21 protein-coding genes are annotated in these 22446 nt (G+C 50.6%); 14 read left to right on the top strand and 7 right to left on the bottom strand.

The window, feature by feature from the left end:
• Nucleotide 1 precedes the first annotated feature (1 nt).
• From FO441_RS09045 to FO441_RS09035, 3 genes are all read left to right on the top strand, one after another.
• Nucleotides 2-2002: a penicillin-binding transpeptidase domain-containing protein gene (locus FO441_RS09045; protein WP_145288944.1), complete on the top strand. Its 2001-nt coding sequence runs from the start codon at nucleotides 2-4 to the stop codon at nucleotides 2000-2002.
• 169 nt (nucleotides 2003-2171) lie between these two features.
• A complete protein-coding gene (proB, locus tag FO441_RS09040; RefSeq protein WP_145288939.1) occupies nucleotides 2172-3008 on the top strand; it encodes a glutamate 5-kinase in 837 nt (278 codons plus the stop codon).
• The gene (locus tag FO441_RS09035) at nucleotides 3008-4279 is read left to right on the top strand and encodes a glutamate-5-semialdehyde dehydrogenase (protein ID WP_145288937.1); all 1272 of its coding nucleotides are present in this window, start codon (nucleotides 3008-3010) and stop codon (nucleotides 4277-4279) included. Before proB ends, FO441_RS09035 begins: the two co-directional genes overlap by 1 nt.
• 69 nt (nucleotides 4280-4348) lie before the next feature.
• Here the strand turns inward: FO441_RS09035 and FO441_RS09030 are convergent, their stop codons facing one another.
• Nucleotides 4349-4549, bottom strand: a complete 201-nt coding sequence (locus tag FO441_RS09030; RefSeq protein ID WP_145288934.1) for a cold-shock protein — start codon at nucleotides 4547-4549, stop codon at nucleotides 4349-4351.
• A 241-nt stretch (nucleotides 4550-4790) separates the two neighbouring features.
• Nucleotides 4791-5681 carry a fructose bisphosphate aldolase gene (locus FO441_RS09025; RefSeq protein ID WP_145288931.1) on the bottom strand — a complete coding sequence of 297 codons (891 nt, stop codon included), beginning with the start codon at nucleotides 5679-5681 and terminating at the stop codon, nucleotides 4791-4793.
• Between the two features lie 264 nt (nucleotides 5682-5945).
• Between FO441_RS09025 and FO441_RS09020 the strand changes: the two genes are divergently transcribed.
• From FO441_RS09020 to FO441_RS09000, 5 genes are all read left to right on the top strand, one after another.
• Nucleotides 5946-7061: an ABC transporter ATP-binding protein gene (locus FO441_RS09020; protein ID WP_145288927.1), complete on the top strand. Its 1116-nt coding sequence runs from the start codon at nucleotides 5946-5948 to the stop codon at nucleotides 7059-7061.
• Between the two features lie 5 nt (nucleotides 7062-7066).
• The gene (locus FO441_RS09015; protein ID WP_370637567.1) at nucleotides 7067-8002 is read left to right on the top strand and encodes a carbohydrate ABC transporter permease; all 936 of its coding nucleotides are present in this window, start codon (nucleotides 7067-7069) and stop codon (nucleotides 8000-8002) included.
• Complete coding sequence (locus FO441_RS09010) at nucleotides 7999-8814, top strand: carbohydrate ABC transporter permease (protein WP_186365529.1); 816 nt, start codon at nucleotides 7999-8001, stop codon at nucleotides 8812-8814. The genes FO441_RS09015 and FO441_RS09010 overlap by 4 nt, the downstream gene beginning before the upstream one ends.
• A 53-nt stretch (nucleotides 8815-8867) precedes the next feature.
• Nucleotides 8868-10256, top strand: a complete 1389-nt coding sequence (locus FO441_RS09005; protein WP_237605795.1) for an ABC transporter substrate-binding protein — start codon at nucleotides 8868-8870, stop codon at nucleotides 10254-10256.
• Between the two features lie 288 nt (nucleotides 10257-10544).
• Nucleotides 10545-11312, top strand: a complete 768-nt coding sequence (locus FO441_RS09000; protein ID WP_145288925.1) for a glycerophosphodiester phosphodiesterase — start codon at nucleotides 10545-10547, stop codon at nucleotides 11310-11312.
• 7 nt (nucleotides 11313-11319) lie between these two features.
• On the opposite strand, the gene FO441_RS08995 is transcribed toward FO441_RS09000, so the two are convergent.
• Entirely contained in the window at nucleotides 11320-11670 is a 351-nt protein-coding gene (locus FO441_RS08995) for a DoxX family protein (protein WP_186365528.1), read from the bottom strand.
• Between the two features lie 119 nt (nucleotides 11671-11789).
• On the opposite strand from FO441_RS08995, the gene FO441_RS08990 reads away from it, so the two are divergent.
• Complete coding sequence (locus FO441_RS08990) at nucleotides 11790-12194, top strand: DUF805 domain-containing protein (protein WP_145288921.1); 405 nt, start codon at nucleotides 11790-11792, stop codon at nucleotides 12192-12194.
• Between the two features lie 229 nt (nucleotides 12195-12423).
• On the opposite strand, the gene FO441_RS08985 is transcribed toward FO441_RS08990, so the two are convergent.
• Nucleotides 12424-13344, bottom strand: coding sequence for a DMT family transporter (locus FO441_RS08985; RefSeq protein ID WP_186365527.1), 921 nt, complete (start codon nucleotides 13342-13344; stop codon nucleotides 12424-12426).
• Nucleotides 13345-13462: 118 nt separating this feature from the next.
• Between FO441_RS08985 and FO441_RS08980 the strand changes: the two genes are divergently transcribed.
• The 3 genes from FO441_RS08980 (at nucleotide 13463) to FO441_RS08975 (ending at nucleotide 17448) form a co-directional block, all read left to right on the top strand.
• Nucleotides 13463-14041 (top strand): nitroreductase family protein, encoded by a 579-nt coding sequence (locus tag FO441_RS08980; RefSeq protein WP_145288918.1) that lies wholly within the window; start codon nucleotides 13463-13465, stop codon nucleotides 14039-14041.
• Between the two features lie 174 nt (nucleotides 14042-14215).
• On the top strand, nucleotides 14216-14371 hold the full coding sequence (locus FO441_RS12620) for a hypothetical protein (RefSeq protein ID WP_186365526.1): 156 nt from the start codon (nucleotides 14216-14218) through the stop codon (nucleotides 14369-14371).
• Nucleotides 14372-14439: 68 nt separating this feature from the next.
• Nucleotides 14440-17448 carry an efflux RND transporter permease subunit gene (locus FO441_RS08975; RefSeq protein ID WP_145288917.1) on the top strand — a complete coding sequence of 1003 codons (3009 nt, stop codon included), beginning with the start codon at nucleotides 14440-14442 and terminating at the stop codon, nucleotides 17446-17448.
• A gap of 36 nt (nucleotides 17449-17484) precedes the next feature.
• Here FO441_RS08975 and FO441_RS08970 read toward each other — a convergent pair whose 3' ends face one another.
• Together FO441_RS08970 and FO441_RS08965 are read right to left on the bottom strand one after the other, a co-directional pair.
• Nucleotides 17485-18378 (bottom strand): cation diffusion facilitator family transporter, encoded by an 894-nt coding sequence (locus FO441_RS08970; RefSeq protein WP_145288913.1) that lies wholly within the window; start codon nucleotides 18376-18378, stop codon nucleotides 17485-17487.
• A 66-nt stretch (nucleotides 18379-18444) separates the two neighbouring features.
• The gene (locus FO441_RS08965) at nucleotides 18445-19296 is read right to left on the bottom strand and encodes a prephenate dehydratase (protein WP_145288910.1); all 852 of its coding nucleotides are present in this window, start codon (nucleotides 19294-19296) and stop codon (nucleotides 18445-18447) included.
• Between the two features lie 443 nt (nucleotides 19297-19739).
• On the opposite strand from FO441_RS08965, the gene ddlA reads away from it, so the two are divergent.
• On the top strand, nucleotides 19740-20801 hold the full coding sequence (gene ddlA / locus FO441_RS08960) for a D-alanine--D-alanine ligase (protein ID WP_145288907.1): 1062 nt from the start codon (nucleotides 19740-19742) through the stop codon (nucleotides 20799-20801).
• Between the two features lie 24 nt (nucleotides 20802-20825).
• A complete protein-coding gene (locus FO441_RS08955; RefSeq protein WP_145288904.1) occupies nucleotides 20826-21338 on the top strand; it encodes a GNAT family N-acetyltransferase in 513 nt (170 codons plus the stop codon).
• Between the two features lie 34 nt (nucleotides 21339-21372).
• Here the strand turns inward: FO441_RS08955 and FO441_RS08950 are convergent, their stop codons facing one another.
• A complete protein-coding gene (locus FO441_RS08950; protein WP_145288901.1) occupies nucleotides 21373-22419 on the bottom strand; it encodes an LLM class flavin-dependent oxidoreductase in 1047 nt (348 codons plus the stop codon).
• Between the last annotated feature and the right edge of the window lie 27 nt (nucleotides 22420-22446).

The raw sequence follows: 22446 nt of genomic DNA, 5'->3' as shown, positions 1-22446 counted from the left end.
GATGAAGAAATTTCTATGGTCGATACCGGTAATTGTAATTGTGCTGGCTGTGGGTACTTATTTTCTGATGGCATCGGGTCTGTTCCAGAAGTCGGAGGAGGAAACACTCAACCAGTTCACTGAAGATTTCCAGAATGGAGACTACGCGGACATATATCCGCTTCTGAACGCAGCTTCGAAAGAGGAATATCCTGAAGCGGAAGTGGTGGAGCGGAACCAGCAGCTGTTCGAGGCTCTCGGTGTCGAGACGGCAAGCCTTGAAAATCTGGAGAAGGTGGAACCTGAAACAGAAGATGACACCGAGCAGACATATACCGGCAATCTCGTTCTGGATACCCGTTACGGGGAAATAGACAGGGAATATCAGGTGGATCTCACCTACAACGAGGAGGAGAATGACTGGTTCGTCGAATGGACGCCGGATATGATCATTCCGGGGCTTGCCGGCAACGAACTGAGCATCGAGACGACTTCGGGCGTGCGCGGTGACATACTGGACCGCAATGGCGAGCCGCTCGCATTCAATGGCACGAAGGAGACGGTAGGATACATAGCCGGCCAGATGAGCGAGTCGGAGCTGCTGGAGACTGGAGAAGTACTCGACATGGAGGAGGAGAGCCTCCAGAGCATTTTCAATGAATCATGGATTGAGGATGGCATGTTTGTACCACTTAAGGACGCCCACCGTTTTGATGAAGACGCGCAGGCGGAGTTCGAGGCTGAAGGGCTCACCATCCAGTCCTCAGGTGAACGGGAATATCCGCTTGGCGAAGCTGGATTCCATCTGCTCGGGTACGTTGGACCGATCACTGCAGAGGAGCTTGAGGCGCGTGAAGGCTATAGCGCCGGTGATGTGATCGGAAAACGGGGCATCGAAAGGCTGTACGATGAAAGGCTGAAGCCGGAGCCGGGCTATACCGTCCAGTTTATTGACGACAATGGCAGTGTTGCAGAGGAGCTCTTGAGTGAGGCACCAAAGGACGGCGAGGATATCATCTTGACGGTGGATGGGGAAGTCCAGTCGACCATCTATAATAATCTCGAATCGGATTCCGGAGCGAGTGTCGCCATGGACCCGAACAACGGGGAAATGCTTGCTGCCGTCAGCTATCCGAGCCCGAGTCCATACGACTTCATGTTCGGCCTGTCGCAGGAGGAATACGCAGCACTCGAGTCGGATGAGGGCAATCCACTGCTGAATAAATTCAACCGTACGACATCTCCAGGTTCGACCCAGAAGATACTGACATCGATCATAGCGATGAATTCAGATGGCTTTGACAGGGATGCTGAAATGGAGATTACAGGTAAAGGCTGGCAGCAGGATGCATCATGGGGCGGCTATGAAGTGAACCGCTATAAGGTGCTGGATGAATCATTCGATCTGAAGAAGGCATTGACCTATTCGGACAATATCTACTTTGCACGGACGGCGCTTGGCCTTGGAGCGGACACTTTCATCCAGGGCATGAAGGATCTCGGCATCGGCCAGGAATACGATACGGACTATCCGATCTATACAAGCCAAGTATCGAATGAGGGTACAATAGATGAGGATATACTGCTCGCGGATACAGGATATGGCCAGGGAGAGCTGCTGATTTCCCCGATCCAGATCACTTCCATCTACAGCGCGGTAATCAACGGCGGAGATATCTACAAGCCGCACATGCTGCTTGAGACCGAGAAGGCAGTGAAGATCGAGGACATCGCCAGCCAGGACAAGCTAGACTACCTGGAAACGGCGATGCGGGATGTTGTCAGGATAAATCATCCGGATGATGCGGAACGGGACTACGCCGAATTTGCAGGCAAGACCGGAACGAGCGAAAACAAGATGTCCCAGGATACCCGTGGAGAAGAGACAGGGTGGTTCATCGGCTATGATCAGAGCACAAAGGATATGATCATGAGCCTCTATGTGGAGAATGTGGAAGATCGCGGCATGAGTGAATATACCGCACAGAAGTTTGCTGAAATACACGATGATCTGCGCGAATAGAAGAGAAGCCTGGAACCGTATGGTTCCAGGCTTTTTCGCATGCTGTAGAATACTAGAAACAGAAAAATAAATAAAAATTGAGAAAAATTCAAAATAAATGTGGATTTATATGCAATATTATGTATAATTAATAGATATTATTAATTGTACCTTCCTGGGAGGGGATTAGATGAATCGAGATTTTCTAAAAGATAGTAAACGCATCGTCATAAAGATCGGCACAAATTCGATCATGAAGTCGCCCGGAGAAATTGATTACCGCAAGATCGACCGTCTATCCTATGTCTGTTCCGTACTCCAGCAGCAGGGAAAAGAAATCATACTCGTCACTTCAGGTGCTGTCGGTGTCGGCGCCTGTACATTGAAAATAAAGGAGTATCCTGAAACAGTCGCAGACTTCCAGGCATTGGCATCCGTCGGGCAGTGTGCCCTAATGAACCTCTACTGCCGCTTCTTCCAGCACTATGACCAGTACGTCGGCCAGATTCTGATGACCCGCGACATCGTCGACTTCCCGATTTCCTACGTCAACTGCAGATCCGCAATCAATTCCCTGCTGACCAGGAAGATCATTCCCGTCATCAATGAGAATGATGCCATCTCTACAGATGAGAAGACCTACAGCAGAAAATTCGGTGAGAACGATACACTTTCTGCAGTTGTGACTGAACTCGTGGATGCAGACCTCCTGATCATATTGAGTGATGTCGATGGCCTCTACGATGCCAATCCACATACAACAGCCTATGCGAAGCTCATTCCAAGTGTCGGAAATGTCGACGATGACATATTGGGTATGGCAGACGGCGCCGGTTCCACGTTCGCAACCGGCGGCATGGAGACGAAACTGAAGGCAGCCAAGTACCTGATGGACAACAACAAGAGCATGATCATCACAAGTGCTGAAGACCCATGCCAGATTTTCGATATATTGAAGGGCAGCGAGATCGGTACGCTATTCAAGAAGGATGTGCGTGAAAAAGCACTGCAAGGGGAGGAAAAATGATGGTAGATGGATCTGTCGGTACAGACATGACACTTGAAAAGATGGGCGTTTCCGCAAAGTCTGCTGCGAAAGTACTGCGCAAGATGAGCACGGCTGCGAAGAACGGTGCACTCATAAAAATGGCTGAAGCACTGGAAGCCGAGCAGGATTTTATTCTTCAGGAGAATATGAAGGATCTGATGCACAGCAGGGAAGCTGAGTATCCGGAAGCCATGGTGGAGCGGCTGACATTGAATCAGGCCCGCATTGAAGGCATGGCCAGTGGCCTCAGGCAGATTGCCGGCCTGCCGGATCCGACTGCAGTATCGAAAGGGCAGTGGGTGAACGCCGATGGTCTCAGGATTACGAGAAGGAGTGTCCCGCTCGGCGTCATCGGCATCATCTATGAATCGCGCCCGAATGTGACGGTCGATGCCACTGCATTATGTCTGAAAGCAGGCAACAGTGTCATTCTAAGAGGCGGCAAGGAGGCGATCAACAGCAATCGGGCACTGGTCCAGGTACTGAAGGCCGGTCTTGACGGTTCGGATATCCCGGCAGACAGCATCCAGCTCATTACAGATCCTTCGAGGGAACTGGCGGCAAAGTTCATGAAGTTCAATGACGGGCTCGACTGTCTCATTCCACGCGGGGGCGGCAGCCTGATCCAGACTGTACTCGATAATGCGACGGTGCCGGTCATCGAAACCGGCACGGGCAACTGCCACCTCTATGTACATGAAGAGGCGGATCTTGAGATGGCAAAATCCATACTGGTCAACGGCAAGACGCAGCGGCCGTCAGTATGCAACGCGCTTGAGACACTGCTGATCGACGAAAGCATTGCGCACACGGCATTGCCTGTGCTATCGGAAGCACTGGCTGAAAAAGGGGTGCTGATCCACGGAGATGCGGCGGTATGTGCCATCGTCAAAGATGCAGTACCGGCAACAAACGCGGACTACAGCCAGGAATATCTGGCCAGTGAGATTGCTGTAAAGGTCGTGGCGGACTATGAAGCGGCAGTCGCACACATTGAACAGTACTCATCCGGACACTCCGATGCGATTGTGACGACCAGCTACACACACGCTGAAGCCTTTCTCGACGATATCGATTCCGCTGCCGTCTATGTCAATGCATCCACCCGTTTTACGGATGGGGAGATGTTCGGCTTTGGTGGGGAAATCGGCATCAGTACCCAGAAGCTCCACGCCAGAGGACCGATGGGACTTGAAGCATTGACGAGCTACAAGTACGTCGTTGAAGGTTCAGGCCAGATCAAGGCATAAAAAAATCCCCTCTCATATGAGAGGGGATTTTCCATTAACATGAATTACTTAAAATATCCTAAAATATTATTAAAGTTTTACGATGTTAACAGCTTGTGGTCCACGCTGACCTTCTTCGATGCTGAATTCTACAGCTTGACCTTCGTCAAGTGTTTTGTAGCCTTCGCCTTCGATGTTGGAGAAGTGAGCGAATACGTCGTCTCCGCCTTCAACTTCGATGAAACCGAAACCTTTGTCTGCATTGAACCATTTAACTGTACCTTGTGTCATATAAATGACCTCCAAAAATAAATTTAATAATATCTTAAGCGTATAAACATAAAAAAATTCACACGTTACAAAAAGTACCGGCCAAATCACGATTACTCTTTGTAACATGTGAATTAGATACTGCTATACTTAAAAATCTTATTACAGTTACTATACATCATATAAAGGGGTATGTCCACCCTAAAAGGCGAATAAGTTAAAAAAGGTGATGCCTCGACGATTTATCGAGGCATCAGTACTGCTATTCCTTATTGACGGAAGCATCGTAGATCGTGTCCACGGCTTCTTTCAGTTTCTTGTCGAATTCCTCATCTGACTGGTTGACGTTCAGTTCCGCTGCAAGCGCGCGGGAGAAGCTCGCGATCAGTCCTTCGTTCTGCTTCAGCTTTTCATTCGCCTCATCTCTTGAATAGCCACCGGATAGGGCGACCACTCTGACCACTCTTGGATGCTCGATGAGCGACTTGTATTCATTCGCATTTGTCGGAATGGACAGCTTCAGCATGACCTGCTGGTCTGCTTCGAGCTGGTCGAGGTGCTTCTCGATCTCTTCTCTCAGAATCTTTTCGGACTGCTCTTTATTCTCACTATAGACATTGACCTCCGGCTCGATGATCGGTACAAGGCCGGCATTCAGGATCTGGAGTGCCACCTCGAACTGCTGGTCGACGACTTCCCTGATGCCCTGTTCATTCGGCTCAAGGATGTTGGAGCGCATCTTGGTACCGAAAATGCCTCTTTCGTTTGCACGTTCAAGCAGCTGGTCGAGGTCCGGCATCGGCTTCATCAGCTGGACGCCGTCCTTCTCATCCGCAAGGCCCTTGTCGACTTTCAGGAAAGGCACGATGCCTTTATCTGCCAGGTACTCGGCAGTGTACTTGCCTTCGATCTCACGATCCATCGTCTGTTCAAACAGGATGGCACCGAGAATCTGATCGGCATTGAACGAAGGCGAAGTGATGATCCGCGTGCGCATCTCGTGTACAAGGGTGAACATTTCATCTTCATTGGAGTATGCGTCTTCCTGCACACCATATCCGAGAAGTGCTTTCGGGGTACTGCCGCCACTCTGGTCGAGTGCTGCGATAAATCCCTTTCCATTCTTGACTTTGTCGAATTGTTCCTGATTCATGAATTCCACTCCTTTGTTTTTCAAGTGTCCATATTATCTATTCCCAAAAATCGAAGGATTATAACTTCCTGATCCTTATAATCTGATTTTCCTGTATTGCTGAACGAACGTCAAATCATAACGTCTTCTATTCCCAAGTAATTTGTAAATAAAGTAAAAAATTCAATAGTTTGATGAATGTACTGTTAATTATTCTAAAGGTTGTGTAAATTTTTAACTTTTGGAAGTTTTTTATGTTTAAATGCTCTTTGGAGGCGAGGGAATATGAAAAATATTGAAATGACGGACATCACAAAATCGTATGACAAGCAGAAGAATGTTCTCAATGAAATCAACCTCACAATAGGAGAAGGCGAGTTCTTTGTACTCGTCGGCCCTTCAGGTTCGGGCAAGAGTACACTGCTCCGGATGATTGCAGGGCTCGAGGACATCACGGACGGCATCATGAAGATCGACGACAGGGTGGTCAACCATCTTCCCCCAAAGGATAGGGATCTGTCGATGGTCTTCCAGAACTATGCTCTCTATCCGCACATGAGTGTCGAGCAGAATATTCTTTTCGGTCTGCAGGCGAAGAAAGTCGGCAAGGAAGAGCAGCGCAGACGGCTGATCGAGACGACCGATATGATGGGTCTCGGGGACTACTTGAAAAGGAAGCCGAGGGAGCTGTCCGGTGGCCAGCGCCAGCGTGTGGCACTGGCCCGTGCGGTGGTCAGCCAGGCGCCGGTATGTCTGATGGATGAGCCGCTGTCGAATCTCGATGCCAAGCTGCGTGCAAGTATGCGTGTCGAAATCAGAAGGCTGCAGAAGCGCCTTGGCCTGACCATGGTCTATGTGACACACGACCAGGTGGAGGCGATGACGATGGGCGACCGCATCATGGTGCTTCATGACGGCAGCATCCAGCAGGTCGGCAATCCGATCGAGCTCTATAATGAACCAGCCAATCTCTTCGTGGCTTCCTTCATCGGTTCGCCGAAAATGAATATTGGCAAAGCGGTGCTGAATAGAGCAGAAGGACGGCTCATTGTGGAGGACGAACTCAACATCAATGCCTCCGAATCGCTCATGTCGGACATTCCGAATGATGCAAGCATTACAGTCGGCATCCGTGCAGAGCACCTGACATATGCCACAAAAGAGGATGCGACACACTTCATGGAGGCGGTCAACGTTGAGAATCTGGGCAATGAGACGACCATCGCCTTCGAGCTGAACAATGAGATCTGGACAGTCAAGTGGCCTGGACAGTGGGAGATCGAAGTCGGTGAGATGGTCCCTGTGAAAATATCCTGTGAAGATCTGGCCATATTCGACACCGGAAGCGGCAGGCTGATCAGAGCGGCGAAGCGCGTGTCCAAAGGGGCGGTGCCGGTATGAGCACGATGAGTCCGGCCACAAAGCCCTATGAAGATATGCAGCTGGCGTTCGAAGCGGAAAGACGGAAGACGAAAACCAGAAATTTCATCAAAGGCATCCTGTTTCTGCTGCCTTCCATCATCCTCTTCAGCGTCTTCCTGTTCTATCCGATGATGAAGACCGTCTATCTGAGCTTTTTTCTGACAGACGCGAGCGGGGCGACCACAGTATTCGTCGGTCTGCAGAACTACATACAGCTCTTCACTTCATCCATTTTCCTGAAGAGCTTCAAATCAACCTTCCTCTTTGTCCTGTACATCGTGCCGGCAACAATCATCATCAGTCTGTTTCTGGCAGTACTAGCAAATGAGAAGCTGAAGGGCGTCGGCATCTTCAGGACGATCTTCTCATCCACGATGGGCATTTCGGTTGCTGCCGCATCGGTCTTCTGGCTGTATCTTTTCAATCCGACGATGGGTCTGCTGAATGAAATTCTCGGATTCCTGGGAATGGAAGGCATCGGCTGGCTGACAGATCCGGCATGGGCGCTTGTTGCAGTGTCCATCACCACCATATGGATGAACATCGGGTTCACTTTCCTGATCCTGCTCGGCGGACTGCAGTCGATTGACCAGAGCCTGTATGAAAGTGCCAATATCGATGGTGCAGGCTATTTCTATAAACTGCGGCGCATCACTGTGCCGATGCTGTCACCGACACTGTTCTTCGTGCTGACCGTCACAATCATCAACGCATTCCAGACATTCGGTCAGATCGATATTCTGACCCAGGGCGGTCCGCAGAATGAAACGAACCTCATTGTCTATTCAATCTACAGGGAAGCATTTGTAAACTACCAGTTCGGTGCAGCGAGTGCGCAGGCGGTCATCCTCTTCATCCTGATTCTGCTGATGACGGCACTGCAGTTCAAGTTCGGTGAAAAGAAGGTGCATTACCAATGACGATGCCGCTGGGCCAGAAAATCACATTCTATGTGCTGCTGATCGTGTCTGCGCTGCTGATATTTGCACCGACACTGATGGCTTTCGTCATGAGCTTCATGTCCAACAAGGACATTCTGACCGGCAGCATGCCGACATCACTCACACTGGACAACTACCGGCAGGCATTCAGTACGTTCCCGCTCATGCAGTATCTCATCAACAGTGTAGTCGTGTCGGTACTGATCATGCTCGGGCAGCTCGTACTTTCGAGCCTGGCAGCCTATGCGTTTGTATTTTTGGAATTCAAGGGCAGGGATATCCTGTTCTACATCTTCATTGCCACCATGATGGTACCGTTTGAAGCTTCGGTCATACCGAACTTCCATATCATCCGGGATCTCGGCTGGATCGACAGCTATGCCGGACTGACTGTGCCATTCTTCGCAATGGCATTCGGAACATTCCTGCTGCGCCAGAACTTCAAGACGATTCCGAAGGAGCTGAGGGAAGCCAGCCTGATTGCCGGCATGGGTGATTTCAAGTTCTATCTGACCGTCGTCATGCCGGTGGCAAAGACCAGCCTGGTGACACTCGGCGTCTATGGATTCCTGACTTCATGGAACATGTACCTGTGGCCCCTGCTTGCGACAACGAATGATAATGTGCGCACAGTACAGATCGGGCTGAAGCAGATGCAGACGCAGGAGCAGCTGAACCAGTGGGGCGTCATCATGGCAGGCGCTGTCATCGTCATCATACCGACACTGCTGCTACTGTTCCTTGGACAGAAGAAGCTGCAGAAAGGCCTGACGGAAGGCGCTTTGAAATAATCCGGTTTCAATGATTCACCACATAAATATCAATGGAATAGGGAGTGTTTGGATTGTTCAAGAAGAATCTGATGTTTTTACTTGCTTTAGGATTACTATTCGTACTCGCAGCCTGTGGTTCAGGCGAAGAAGGAGAAAGCACTGCCGAAGCGGACGAGTCCGCAGAATCATCCTCCGAGGAAAGCAGCGGGGAAGCGGCTTCCGGAGAGGCGCAGACAGTTACATTCTGGCACTCCATGGGAGGCGCTGGACAGGAAGCACTGAACGGCATTGTTGAAGACTACAACGCATCCCAGGATGCAGTCCAGGTCAATGCGGAATATCAGGGCAGCTATGACGAATCTCTCACAAAATTCAATGCAGTCGCAGGCAGCGACAGCGCACCGACAATGATCCAGACGTTCGAAATCGGTACGATGTCCATGATCAACAGTGGACAGATCAAGCCGATCCAGGACTTCATCGATGCAGATGGATATGACATGAGCTCACTCGAAGAGAACATCATCAACTACTATAAGCTGGATGACACGTTCTACTCCATGCCATTCAACAGCTCAACACCGGTAATGTACTACAACAAGGATGCTTTTGAAGCAGCAGGTCTCGATCCGGAAGCACCACCGGAAACATTTGAAGAAGTTGAAGAAGCAAGCCGTGCAATCACGGAATCGAATCCGGAAATGAAAGGCTTTGCACTGCAGGCCTACGGCTGGCTCTGGGAGCAGCTGCTCGCCAACCAGGGAGCACTGCTTCTGAATAACGACAACGGCCGTGGCGACACTGCAACTGAAATCGGCTGGACGGAAGAAGAAGGCAAATCCATTTTCAACTGGGTGGAGAACATGGTCAACGACGGCACTTTCGCAAACTATGGTACAAATGGCGACAACATGATGGCAGGTTTCCTTGCTGAAGACGTATCCATGTTCGTGCAGTCCTCTGCAAGTTCAAGAGATGTCATCGACAACGCACCATTCGAAGTCGGTATCGCATACCTTCCGCATCCGGGAGAAAAGGAACGTGAAGGCGTCGTCATCGGCGGCGCGAGCCTGTGGATGATCGACGGCAAGCCGGAAGCAGAGCAGAACGCAGCATGGGAATTCATGAAATATCTGCAGACACCACAAGTCCAGGCAGAATGGCACGTCGGTACAGGCTACTTCGCAATCAACCCTGAAGCATACAACGAAGACGTGGCGGTACAGGCACACGAAGAAATGCCACAGCTGCAAGTGACAGTGGATCAGCTCCAGGAAACAACATCTTCATATGCAACCCAGGGCGCACTGATGGACATGCTTCCTGAAGGCAGAAAAGTGATGGAGACAGCACTTGAAGCCGTCTATAATGGCGGTGATGTAGACGAAGAATACAGCAACGCAGTTGAACGCTACAACCAGGCCATCGAGCAGGCGAACCAGGCACGCGGTGGCGAATAGTTTCAGGCTTTGAAGCAGCATGGCTGCCCTTCATTTGATGAAGGGTGGCCATTTTCTGCTTGGTGTCGGTTCTCTCCTGCTTCGACTCTCCTAGATTACACGCATGATAATTTCTTTAAGATTATGTAAATATACAATATGTACGGAATATCTATGATTAAATGGTATATATAGAAGAAATGAATTTGAAAGCTCATCATCAGCATAAATCCGATTCCGCAATCGGCATCATGGCGGGCGGAAATAAAAAGTTGCCCTTATACAAAATACTGATTGGGAGGACGTCCAATGCAGACGAAAATATATGGTCACAGAGGTGCCATGGGGGAATATCCCGAAAATACGATGCTGGCATTCAAAAAGGCGATCGAGGCCGGGGTGGATGGCCTGGAGATAGATGTGCATCTGACCCGGGATGGCGAAGTGGTTGTCATCCATGATGAACAGGTTGACCGTACGACCGACGGCCGGGGTGCGGTCAAGGATATGGATCTTCGCACGCTGAAGGGCCTGAGTGCCGGCAGTGAGTTCGAAGACTTCGTTAATTACGACGCGGATACATGGATCGGGGAGCGGATTCCGACTCTCGACGAGGTCATGGGCCTTGTCGGGCAGCATGACATCGAGCTGAATATAGAACTGAAGACCAATGTATTTGAATATGAGGGCATCGAGCAGCGGGTTCACGACATCGTGAAAAACCATAATTACTCGAACAAAGTCATCTACTCATCCTTCCATATGCCGAGCATTCTCAGAATGAAGGCGATCGATCCCGAAGCGAGAATCGCCTGGCTGACAGACAAGGTGCCACTATGGCCGATCGATCACATGGAGGAGCTTGCGCTCGAGGCACTGCATATCAGCTACAAGGCGATACTGAAAAATCCGGGCCGGATTGCCGGGGTCGAAGATCGGATCCGGGTATGGACGGTGAACGAAACAGGAGATGCCGCGAGGCTCCTCAGTCATGGCGTGGAGACACTGATGACGAACTATCCTGAAAGAATGATGGCCCTTTCAAGAACACAGCAAAAAAAGATAGAGCACATTTAAGTGTGCTCTATCTTTTCAGGTCTTCAAGCATACGGGACATCAGGTTCTGCAGTGGCAGCCTGGCGAGCAGTGCCCACTTCGGCAGATGACTGAGGCCGAGCTTTTCCCGGTGTGTATACATATAGATATTGGCGGGGAAGACGGCCCATAGGAACTTCTGCATGCCCGAGAGCTGCCAGTTCCTTATTTTCCCTGCCAGCAGCAGGATGCCGAATACGAGTTCAAGAACGCCGGTGAAATAGGCGATGAATGTCTTGAACGGGATGAAGCCGGGTGTGATATTTGCAAATTTTTCAGGCTTCCTGAAGTGTGCGATGCCTGCAACGGTGAATACGGTACCCATTATCAATCGTTTCATCATGATGCTCCTTATGTGGCTGTTATGGTTCAATTATATATGCCCGAGGGGGAGAATGTAAAAACAAGTGCAATCTGGTGTATACTCGGGATGACAATAAATCAAGGAGTGGATTGCCAATGTTCAACTATCTGATACGCTTTTTCAAAAAGTCATTCCAGTTCAGTGGCCGGGCGACACGGAAAGAATACTGGGTGCCGAGTATCATACTGGCCATCGTTGCTGCGCTGCTGCCGGACCGTGACAGGAAAGGGCAGGTTGATGGACTTTTCACAGCACTGGTCATGGTGCCTTCATTCAGCCTTACAGCACGGAGGTATCACGATGTGGGCATTTCAGGCTGGTACCAGCTGCCACAGTATCTGTCATTTCTCCTGCTGCCATTCGTGTTCATGAAATTCGTCAGGAAATGGGTCAAAATACTGGTCGTTGTAATCATCGCAACCGTCAATATCATCGGTTTTGCATTTACATTGCTTCCGAGTGGTTCATCCAATAAATACGGTCCGAAACCACTGCAATAAAAAAATTGTAATTTCCATTATTTTTTTGGTGAAAACACTTACACCATGTGCTATACTGCGTTTAACAATTCTGGAAAGGGGATTCATATGGAGGCGAGTCTGGCAGATTTCCTGATACAGTTCATTGCATTGGCAACAGCGGGTGGTTTGGGTTTCCTGATCTACAAAGCGAATAATGAAGGGTCTGAAAAAGAAGAAGCGGAGTAGTCACTCCGCTTTTTTTAATCCCTCATATCTGCAGCAGAATGATGCCTGAGAGGATCATCAGCACACCGATGATGCGCCTTGCATCAATGCGGTGCCTATGGATGCCGAACAGGCCGAAGTGGTCGATGGCGAGACTGATCAGCATCTGGCCGAATATGACGCTCATCAGCGTCAGCGTCGCACCAAGATGGGGCAGCAGAATGATGTTGGTGGTGACATACACCGCGCCGAGCGGACCACCTGTCAGATGCCACCATTTCAGCCGGCCGGTACTTTCACTGAAAGTCCGGAACCGAAGCCGGCGTGCCGTCGCAAGCGACAGGATGAGCAGAGCCAGTGTACCGACGACAAATGATACAAGTGAAGCCAGAAAGAACGATGACACTTCATATCTCAGCGCACTGTTGATTGCGGTCTGTATGGGTGGCAGTGCACCGGTGGCCAGCCCGAGCAGCAGCCAGCCGTTTGACCGGCTCTGTGCTGTCCGGGCGCTCCTTTTCTTGTAGTTCATGAATACAATACCGGCAATCATGATGGCGATGCCGAGTATGCGGAATAGGCCGAGGGGCTGCACGGGTGCGCCGAACCAGCCGAAAGTATCTACCATCAAGCCGATGATCATCTGGCCAGCCACCGTCATGATGACGGTCAGCGCGGCCCCGATTTTCGGCAGCAGAATGATATTTCCGGTCAGGTAGATGACACCAAGCAGTCCGCCTGTGAACCATATGTATGAAAAATCATGGGAAAATATGAAAGCAGGCGCCAGTTTCCCCGGGTTTGTGATGAGGTTTATTACAATCAGCAGCACTGTACCGGTCAGAAAGGAATAGAATGAAGCGAGCAGCAGGGAGCGGGTGAAGCCGGCCAGCCGGCTGTTGACCGACGTCTGCAGGGGCACCAGCATGCCGACGGCTGTCCCGAATATAAGCAGAAAAATCAAAAGTAGACCTCCTAGTCATAATGAGAGTGATAATTATTGTCATTTATTTTGTAAAGGGAAAACAAAGTTTGGTAATGTATAGTTAGTAATTATAATACATAGTATAGGAGCAATGGAAATGAATGTTTTCGAAACGATAAAGAACAGGCGTAGTATCGCCAAGATGAAAGATGTACCGGTGGAGCGTGAGAAGGTCGAAAAGATCCTCGAGGCAGCCATCTGGGCACCGAACCACCGTCATACGGAGCCATGGAAGTTCTTTGTTCTGAGCGGAGAAGGCAGAAGACCATTGTCCAGAGTGCTCAAGGAAGTTGCCTACGGCCGCGTCGATGAACCGGAATCGGAGGCGGGACAGAAGCGGATCGAGAAGATCAGCCAGAAGCCTTTGGCAGCACCGACCGTCATCGTTGTCGCACTTTCTCCCGATGATGATCCGAAGGCGATCTATATTGAAGATGTCTGTGCAGTTGCAGCTGCCACACAGAACATGCTGCTTACAGCGCATGAGATGGGTATCGCTTCGATATGGAGAAGCGGACCGATATTCGATACACCGCCAGTCAGGGAATACTTCAATCTTGAGGAACGTGAGGAGATCCTCGGACTCATCTTCCTCGGAGAACCGGACATGGAGAAGGGCAAAGTGAAGCGTACACCATTTGAAGAGAAGACGACATGGATCGAATCCGATAATTAATCTAATATCGAGTTAATTAATATCTCCAATTTCAGGGTATAGTGGAATACATTGATATCCAGAGGAGGTATACTATGAGGAATATCATTTATATTGTAGTGGTTGTCCTGATTGTGCTGGCAATTCTGTCGTTCATTCTATAGTCTGGCAGGGCAACTTTCAGGAGGACTAGAAATGAAATATGCTGCAGGCATATGCTTTGCTTCGGGTCTGCTGGTCATGATCGGCCTGCAGACTGTATTACCGGATTCATATACTGTCATCGGCTATCTGGCTGTGCTGATACTATTTGCGGCCGGTCTCTATTTCAGCTATGACAGTGAACTATAAGTTGGAGTCTGCCAGGTTGGTGGGCTTTATTTGATATTTGAAGATACATACAGGGATGAGGAAAACCTATGAGAAGAGTTTTTGAAGCCAGCATCAGACGCAGTCTGCTGTTCATCATTCTGATTTTCACCGTTGCGATTTTCGGTGTCTATACATTTCTGACCATCGATCAGCGGGAAATACCGGAGACTGAAGTCAACCTGATCAATGTGACGACCGCATGGCCGGGTGCTGATAAGCGGGATGTCGAAACGAATATAACGGAGGTCATGGAAGCCGAAATTTTCAGCGTCGATGGAGTGGATAGTGTATCATCCGTCTCCCAGGACGGCGTTTCAGTGCTGACACTTGAACTTTCCGATGCAGTCGAGTCGAATGATGTGGTGAATGCCGTCAACAACCTGGCAGGTGGACTGTCGGGCGAGCTGCCTGAGAATGCCGCGGAACCTGAAGTCCGGTCCATCGGTACCCGGTTTCCACTGCTGAGCTATCAGTTCCACGCAGATGAGCGTGCAGCACTTGATGACATCAGAAGCGACCTCGAAACACTCGAAAGAGATGTGCTTCAGATGGAAGGCATCGAGGGTGTCACCGTCAAAGGCTATGCGGATGAGACCTATGTCATTGCGCTCGACCGGAGTGCGATGGTCGAGGCCAATCTCAACCCGAATCAGATTCTGACCGAAATCGAAGGTGCTCTGAATCCGGTCATTCTTGGGCAGGAGAAAACGGATGGTGATATCATCCGCCTGTCTTTCCAGGATGAAGTGCCGATGTCGGTACTTGAACAGGTGCGGGTCGGATCAGAAAGCGTACCACTTTCAGAAATGGCGGAAATTGAAAGGCAGCCGGCTGACCCGGAAGATATCGTCCAGTATGAAGGCAGCCCGGCAGTCTCGTTTACCGTATTCCTGGCATCAGGTGAAGATGTACCTTCTGTCTCCCGGGAAGTGGAAGCTGTCATGGATGAGGGAATTTCCGGACTGCCGGATGGCATCGAAGCAACGAACATCTCTTCCGAGCGTGAGAATGTGGAGGACATCTTCACGGGGCTCTACATGTCGCTCGCCATCGCTCTGATCGCAGTCATTCTGAGTACATCACTCGGCCTATCGCTATCCGGTTCGGTTACCGTGATGACGACGGTGGTCCTATCCGTTGTCATCGGTCTGATTCCGGTGCCATGGTTCGGGGTGGACCTCAACCAGATTTCCGTCATCGGACTGATCATCGCCCTCGGTATTCTGGTGGACGATTCCATTGTGGTCAATGACAATATCGAGAGGCGGTTTACGCTTGGTGATGGTCGTTTGGACGGCGTCTACAATGGTGTAAAGGAAGTGGCGCCGTCAGTCATCTCGTCGACGCTTGCCATCGTCTTTACATTTTCACCGCTTCTGCTCCTGTCCGGTGCCAATGGGGAGTTCATCAAGGCACTGCCGAGCATACTGATTACGACGATGATCGTATCGACAGTGCTGGCACTGACGTTTGTGCCGGCTGCCAGATACTTGCTGAAGCAAAGGAAGGTGCCTGAATATCCAGGGCTCCTTGGACGCCTGTTCACGCGGGGTGGGGACTTCTACGCGGATAAAGTACTGCCGGCCATCATCAGACGGCCACTGATCACATTCCTTACTGTTCTGGTCATCGGTGCCCTGTCGCTCGGACTGATCCGTTTTACACCGTTTGAATTCTTCCCCGAAGCGGACCGATCCGAAGTGACAGTGGATCTGATCTTTGATGAATCCCAGACCATCGGGCAGACACATGAGGACGCCAACGCTGTACTCGATCATATAAAAAATGAAATGCCGCATGTCGAAGCATCTTCGTTGTTCACGGGTACAGGGCTGCCGAACCTTTTCGGTGCATCACTCGACCAGTCGGGGCCGAATACTGCACAGATTGCGCTCGAAATCGATAAGACAAAGCAGAGCGCATCGGAAACGATTGATCAGTACGAAGCGCCGCTCAGGGAAGCTTTCCCGGAAGCGACCATTTTCATGGAGACGATTGTCCAGGGACCACCGGCAAGTGCACCGGTTACAGTCGAACTGTATGAACCGGATATCGAGCAGCTCAACGCCCAGGCAAACGAACTGGAAAGCATGCTCGAAGAAGATGGTGCACTGGTGACGACGAATCTGGGTGAAAGTATACCAACGCTCACATACCAGATCGATCATCAGGCTCTTGAAGAGAATGGTATTTCCATCTCGCAGGTGAAAAATGAACTGAACATGCTCTCAGCAGGCATACCGATCCAGGGCATCATTGCAGATGGAGAACCACGGGAGACGACACTCAAGTATTCCGGTGCCTCAACAATCGAGAACACGGAGATTGTCAGAATGACAGGAGCGCAGCCGGAAACCTATCCGCTCTCCGACTTTGTCGAAGTATCGGAAACTGAAAGTCCGAAGTACATCCATCATAGAAACGGAGACAGGATGGTGGAACTGCAAGTCTATGCGGAGGATGAAGCAGCAGCGAATGAAACCATCGAGTCATTCCGCGATGAACTGCCGGATTCGAGCGAAATGATCATCGGCGGGGAAACGTCAGATCAGACCGATTTCTTCATCGAAATCAGCATTCTGTTCGGCATCATACTCATACTGGTCTACCTCGTCATTGCAGTCGAGTTCAATTCCATCGTCATGCCGCTGATCATTGTCTTCAGTATTTTCCTCGCCATCAGCGGGGGGATCATCGGTCTGTTTGTCACCCAGACACCGATCAGCTTCCTCGGCATCATGGGCATGGTGTCACTGTCCGGCATTGTGGTCAGAAATGCGATTGTACTACTCGATTTCATTGAAGCAAGAAGGCAGAGCGACGCATTCGATATCAATGAAGCCATCTATGAAAGCGGGCGCGCCCGCTTCAAGCCGATTCTGCTGACAACCATCACAAGCATCATCGCACTGACGCCTGTTGCCCTCGGCGGTGATGCACTGTTCGTGCCGCTGGCTGTCACCGTCATCGCAGGAATCGCATTCTCCACGATCCTGTCGATGATCGCAACGCCAAGCCTGTACTATCTCTACTACAGAATCAGATACAGAAAATAGATCACGAAAAAACACGATGCCTGCCAGGCATCGTGTTTATTTCTGCTGTTCATGCGTAAAGACAACAGTGATCCATGGATCGAGCGGCAGTTCATTCAGACTGTCTTTCAATTCATGACGGATCATATCCTGCTCACTGATGGTCAGATCTTCGTCCATGGCGACGATGAACTCGATCTCGATATAGAGCTTCGGTCCCATCTTCTGCAGCCGGAGTGCATAGTCGTCGAATGCATGTCTTCGACTGACTGATGCCACTTCCGCTTCAACACGCTCGCTGATCTGATGACGGGGTGCCATCTCGAGCAGTTCCCGAAGTGCGGTGTACATTTCAAGCAGCGGCACTTTGATGAAGTAGCCGGCCACGACAATGACCATTACGGGATCGACATAGGGTACAAAAGCATCGAGTGGTGTGAAGCGCAGCAACCATCCGAAAATGAAACCTGCAAGGACGCCGGCGCTGAGCAGCGCATCCATGCGCCACTGGTTCATTTCAGCTGCAATGATTTCATTGCCAAGTCCTTTCGATCGAAAATAGAAGTAGGCGCCGTAGCACCCGACGGTCGAAATGAGTGCATAGATGATGCCTGTACTCATCGACATCTCATTCCCGCCCGTGAAAAGGGCGATTATGGCCTGGACAAGGGAGATGAGGATGAGCATCAGAATACCCACATACTTGATGACAATGGTCAGCGGGATGAAGCTCTCCTTGCCGAACGGAAACCGTTTTTCATCCTCCTTGGCAATAAACCGCAGCGCGAGCATCGACATTACGGACAGCAGGACACTGATGAAGGAGTAGTATCCATCAAACTGGATCATCTGGCTGTCGGCAAGGATGCCCCAGAAGATGCCGAGTGCCGCAAATGCCAGGGCACCGGCAATTGAAATCAGGATGAGCTTCTGAGCATTATTGTTGTTCATACGGATTCCCTTTCCTATTGAGTGCTTTTAATTATACACGCAATCGTCACGGAAATCCGGCGGATTCTATTCATTGGCCATCACTTTTTCATACGAGGGGATCCTCCCCTTCTGGTACGTGCCGAGAATATTGATATATCTGCTGACCCGGGACACATCATCGAGTGCCCGGTCCAGTGCATCCCCGGTCCCTTCTTCAATATCGATGAAGAAGCCGTATGAGAAAGGCTTGTGCTGGATGGGTCTGGATGTCAGGTTCAGCAGGTTGACGCCATGTTTCTTGAAGATGTTGAGTATTTCACTGAGTGAGCCCGCACTGTGGTCGGTTTCGATGTAGAGCGATGTCTTGTTCGTTTCCCGAAGGCTTGCTGCCGCTCTTTTTCTGAAGAACAGGAAGCGTGTCGTATTGAAAGGATTGTCACTGATGTTCTCACGGACGATATTCATGCCATACAGTTCGGCCGCATGGCTGCCGGCAACAGCGGCAATGGTCGGGTCATCGGCATCCCGGACCATTCTGACGGCTTCGGCCGTATCGGAATATTCATGCACTTCTATGTTGGGATACCCGCTCAAGTATGCGTGGCACTGTTCCAGTGCCTCCGGGTGGGAGTAGACCCGTGTCAGTGTATTGATATCCACCGGCTCTCTGCTGATCAGTGCGTGGTCTATTTTGACGTATATCTCCTCCACAGCGTCTACTTCGAGGTACTTCATCAAGTCGATCGTCCGTGTAATCGGCCCACTCGTCGAATTTTCCACAGGCAGGGCAATATAGTCGATTTCATCCCGGACGAGCGCATCCACCAGTATTTTGAACGTGGCGTGCCCCTTCATTGCATAGGACCCGCCTTCGGCAAATGTCCTGCAGGCAACTTCACTATAAGAACCTTCCACACCTTGATATCCTATCAGCATCATAACCACTCCCATAAATAAATTAAAAGACCATTCAGATCGCTCCCGGCACAAGAGAAACCCAAATGGTCCAAAAATAAAAATCCCAGCCATTTAGATTTCATAAATGGCCAGGAATGAAATTATCCATTCAAATCAGCCATCATCGATATAGTTCGCCTATATCCACGATGGAATATAGACGCTATATAAAATAGCTGAAGAAAAAATTATTCAATTGAGCTATCATATAATTTGTTTCCATAACAATCACTCAATTCATCTAAGATTGTCTATAATCCTAACATAGATGTGCGAATTGTCAATATATTTTATGCAGCTGCAGTTATTTTGTTCTCCCGGCATATAAAATGAAGAAGTGACGGCACCTCTATGATAGAATCAGAGTAACATTCGAGCTGTCAAAGGCGAGATGAAAGTTATTGCGACATAGGAGTGTTTGTATGGAAAAGTTGAATATAGGTATCATCTACGGTGGACAGTCGACGGAGCACGAAGTTTCACTGCGCTCTGCTCAGAGTGTACTGGATGCATTGGACAAAAGCCGCTATACGGTCAGTCTGATCTACATATCGAAGAAAGGCGAGTGGCTGCTTGCCGACCAGTCCGAAAGCATTGAAGTGCTGGAAGATGGGAAGGACAGCGTCCGCCTGTCCATACTGCCTTCCCGCCAATTCATATCGGAGCGGGGCGAGCATGCACTGGATGCTGTACTGCCGATTCTGCACGGCACTGCTGGTGAGGACGGAATCGTCCAGGGTGTCCTCCAGATGATGAACATTCCCTATGCCGGCTGCAACGTCAGAAGTTCAGCCGTCTGCATGGACAAGGATATGACGAAGCGGCTGCTGAAAATGGAAGGCATCCGCGTAGCCGACTGGGTACTTTGCCGGCACAGTGAGAAGGAGGAAATCGACTATGGTCTGGTGGAGTCGGAACTTGGACTGCCGATGTTCATCAAGCCTGTAAACCAGGGGTCTTCCGTCGGTGTCTCCAAAGTGACGGATGCACGGACATTCCAGGAAGCGCTGGATCTGGCATTCCAGTTCGATACGAAAGTGATGATCGAGAGTGCAGTCCGGGGACGGGAGATCGAAGTATCCGTCCTCGGCAATGCAGATCCCTTCGTCTCAGTGCCTGGTGAAATCGTGGCAAATACCGATTTCTATTCCTATGAGTCGAAGTACATCGACGAAAACGGTGCTGCGCTCGAGATTCCAGCCAGCCTCGATGATGACACCCGTACGCGCATCCAGAAGACGGCAGTGGATGCCTACAGGATTCTCGACTGTGAAGGCATGTCCCGTGTCGATGTCTTCCTGCGGGAAGACGGGGAGATCATCGTCAATGAAATCAACACACTGCCCGGATTCACCAGCATCAGCATGTACCCGAAGCTGCTTGAAGCATCCGGCATCAGCTATGCCGAACTGCTGGACCGGCTGATTGCACTGTCACTGGAGCGTCATGAGTTGCAGAGCAGTCTGAAGACCGATCTATCATAGAATAGTCATGAAGGGGATGGACATATGGAATTGACATTGAAAAAAGCGGACCGGGAGGACGCTGCTGCCATTGCGAAAGTGCAGGTCGACAGCTGGCGTACGACGTATCGCGGCATTGTCGATGAGGCGTACCTTGACAACCTGAAGTACGCAGACCGCGAGCGGGTCTGGAGCCAGGCGGTAGAGCAGAACCCGATTTTTATTCTGGCAGACGAGACAGACGAGGTCGTCGGTTTTGCGATCGGCGGCACGGAACGCTCGGGAGACTTCGAAGGGTATGACAGTGAGCTGTATGCCATCTATCTGTATGAATCTGTGCAGGGACAGGGAGGCGGCAGACGCCTGGTTGAAGCGGTCGCCGGCAATCTTGCCGAACGCGGGTTTGATAAAATGGTCATTGCGGTACTGGCGGAAAACCCGGCATGCCGCTTCTACGAAAGAATGGGTGGACAGAAGATCGGCCAGGAAGAGATAGAAATCGGCCAGTTTAAGCACACAGAACTGATATATGGATTTGATCTAAAGAAGATGATCTGAAAACATCCCCCTCGGTCCGAGGGGGATGAATGCGTTATTTGCCTTCCCACCGTGCAATCTCTTCTCTGACGATGGGTGCCACCTGCTCTCCGAAGAGGCGGATGGACTTCATGACCTGGTCATGCGGCATTGTACCGAGCGGCGTATGGAGGAGAAAGCGTCTGATGCCGACATTTTTACGCAGGTCGATGATCTTTCGGGCGACAGTTTCAGGGCTGCCGCAGTAGAGGGCGCCTTTAGGGGACTTTGCGATATCGAAGCTGCGTCTCGTGTAGTTGCCCCAGCCACGCTCGGCACCGATCCTGTTCATGCCCTGCTCTGTGGAAGGGAAGAAGAGGTCTGCCGCTTCTTCGTCCGTATCCCAAACAAAGCCGTGACTGTGGGAGGCGATGCCGAGTGTTTCAATCTTGTGGCCGGCCTGGGCCGCAGTCTGTTTATACAATTCGACCAATGGTGCAAAATTCTGCGGACTGCCACCGATGATGGCCAGCGCCAGCGGCAGGCCGAGCTTGCCGGCTCTTACTGTGGAGTCTGGTGTGCCACCGCTCGCAATCCAGATGGGAATCTGGTCCTGCTCAGGTCTCGGAAATACTTCAAGTCCGTTCATCGGTGCGCGGTGGTTGCCGTTCCATTGGACCGGACCGCCTTTTTGCAGCTTGAGCAGCAAGTCCAATTTTTCCTCAAACAGTGCGTCATAGTCGTTCAGGCTGTATCCGAACAGCTGGAAGGATTCGATAAAGGAGCCTCTGCCCGCCATGATTTCTGCGCGCCCCCGGGAAATGCCGTCCAGCATGGCGAACCGTTCGTGCACTCTGACAGGGTCATCTGAAGACAGGACAGTGACAGCACTGGATAATCGTATGTTCTCTGTACGGGCCGCACCCGCTGCGAGCACAACTTCCGGAGCGGAGACAGCATAATCTGCACGGTGATGCTCCCCGACGGCGTATACATCAAGTCCGACCTGATCTGCCAGTTCAATCTCTTCAATGATGTCGCGCAGCCTTTCGGCATGTGAAATCGTCTCTCCTGTATGCGGATCCGGCAATGTTTCTGCAAATGTACTGATTCCAAGTTCCATGTCATTCCTCCAAGCATTTGATGGTTT

It is taken from the genome of Salinicoccus cyprini (genome assembly GCF_007713705.1).
Lineage (GTDB): Bacteria > Bacillota > Bacilli > Staphylococcales > Salinicoccaceae > Salinicoccus > Salinicoccus cyprini.
The sequence above is the reverse complement of the archived record's forward strand: the minus strand, read 5'-3'. Positions and strand labels throughout refer to the sequence as shown.

What these genes read in the sequence shown, in the direction of transcription:
- FO441_RS09045 (WP_145288944.1), top strand. Translation starts at nt 2, where the DNA reads ATGAAGAAATTTCTATGGTCGATACCGGTAATTGTAATTGTGCTGGCT.
- proB (WP_145288939.1), top strand. Translation starts at nt 2,172, where the DNA reads ATGAATCGAGATTTTCTAAAAGATAGTAAACGCATCGTCATAAAGATC.
- FO441_RS09035 (WP_145288937.1), top strand. Translation starts at nt 3,008, where the DNA reads ATGGTAGATGGATCTGTCGGTACAGACATGACACTTGAAAAGATGGGC.
- FO441_RS09030 (WP_145288934.1), bottom strand. Translation starts at nt 4,549, where the DNA reads ATGACACAAGGTACAGTTAAATGGTTCAATGCAGACAAAGGTTTCGGT.
- FO441_RS09025 (WP_145288931.1), bottom strand. Translation starts at nt 5,681, where the DNA reads ATGAATCAGGAACAATTCGACAAAGTCAAGAATGGAAAGGGATTTATC.
- FO441_RS09020 (WP_145288927.1), top strand. Translation starts at nt 5,946, where the DNA reads ATGAAAAATATTGAAATGACGGACATCACAAAATCGTATGACAAGCAG.
- FO441_RS09015 (WP_370637567.1), top strand. Translation starts at nt 7,067, where the DNA reads ATGAGTCCGGCCACAAAGCCCTATGAAGATATGCAGCTGGCGTTCGAA.
- FO441_RS09010 (WP_186365529.1), top strand. Translation starts at nt 7,999, where the DNA reads ATGACGATGCCGCTGGGCCAGAAAATCACATTCTATGTGCTGCTGATC.
- FO441_RS09000 (WP_145288925.1), top strand. Translation starts at nt 10,545, where the DNA reads ATGCAGACGAAAATATATGGTCACAGAGGTGCCATGGGGGAATATCCC.
- FO441_RS08995 (WP_186365528.1), bottom strand. Translation starts at nt 11,670, where the DNA reads ATGAAACGATTGATAATGGGTACCGTATTCACCGTTGCAGGCATCGCA.
- FO441_RS08990 (WP_145288921.1), top strand. Translation starts at nt 11,790, where the DNA reads ATGTTCAACTATCTGATACGCTTTTTCAAAAAGTCATTCCAGTTCAGT.
- FO441_RS08980 (WP_145288918.1), top strand. Translation starts at nt 13,463, where the DNA reads ATGAATGTTTTCGAAACGATAAAGAACAGGCGTAGTATCGCCAAGATG.
- FO441_RS12620 (WP_186365526.1), top strand. Translation starts at nt 14,216, where the DNA reads ATGAAATATGCTGCAGGCATATGCTTTGCTTCGGGTCTGCTGGTCATG.
- FO441_RS08975 (WP_145288917.1), top strand. Translation starts at nt 14,440, where the DNA reads ATGAGAAGAGTTTTTGAAGCCAGCATCAGACGCAGTCTGCTGTTCATC.
- FO441_RS08970 (WP_145288913.1), bottom strand. Translation starts at nt 18,378, where the DNA reads ATGAACAACAATAATGCTCAGAAGCTCATCCTGATTTCAATTGCCGGT.
- FO441_RS08965 (WP_145288910.1), bottom strand. Translation starts at nt 19,296, where the DNA reads ATGCTGATAGGATATCAAGGTGTGGAAGGTTCTTATAGTGAAGTTGCC.
- ddlA (WP_145288907.1), top strand. Translation starts at nt 19,740, where the DNA reads ATGGAAAAGTTGAATATAGGTATCATCTACGGTGGACAGTCGACGGAG.
- FO441_RS08955 (WP_145288904.1), top strand. Translation starts at nt 20,826, where the DNA reads ATGGAATTGACATTGAAAAAAGCGGACCGGGAGGACGCTGCTGCCATT.
- FO441_RS08950 (WP_145288901.1), bottom strand. Translation starts at nt 22,419, where the DNA reads ATGGAACTTGGAATCAGTACATTTGCAGAAACATTGCCGGATCCGCAT.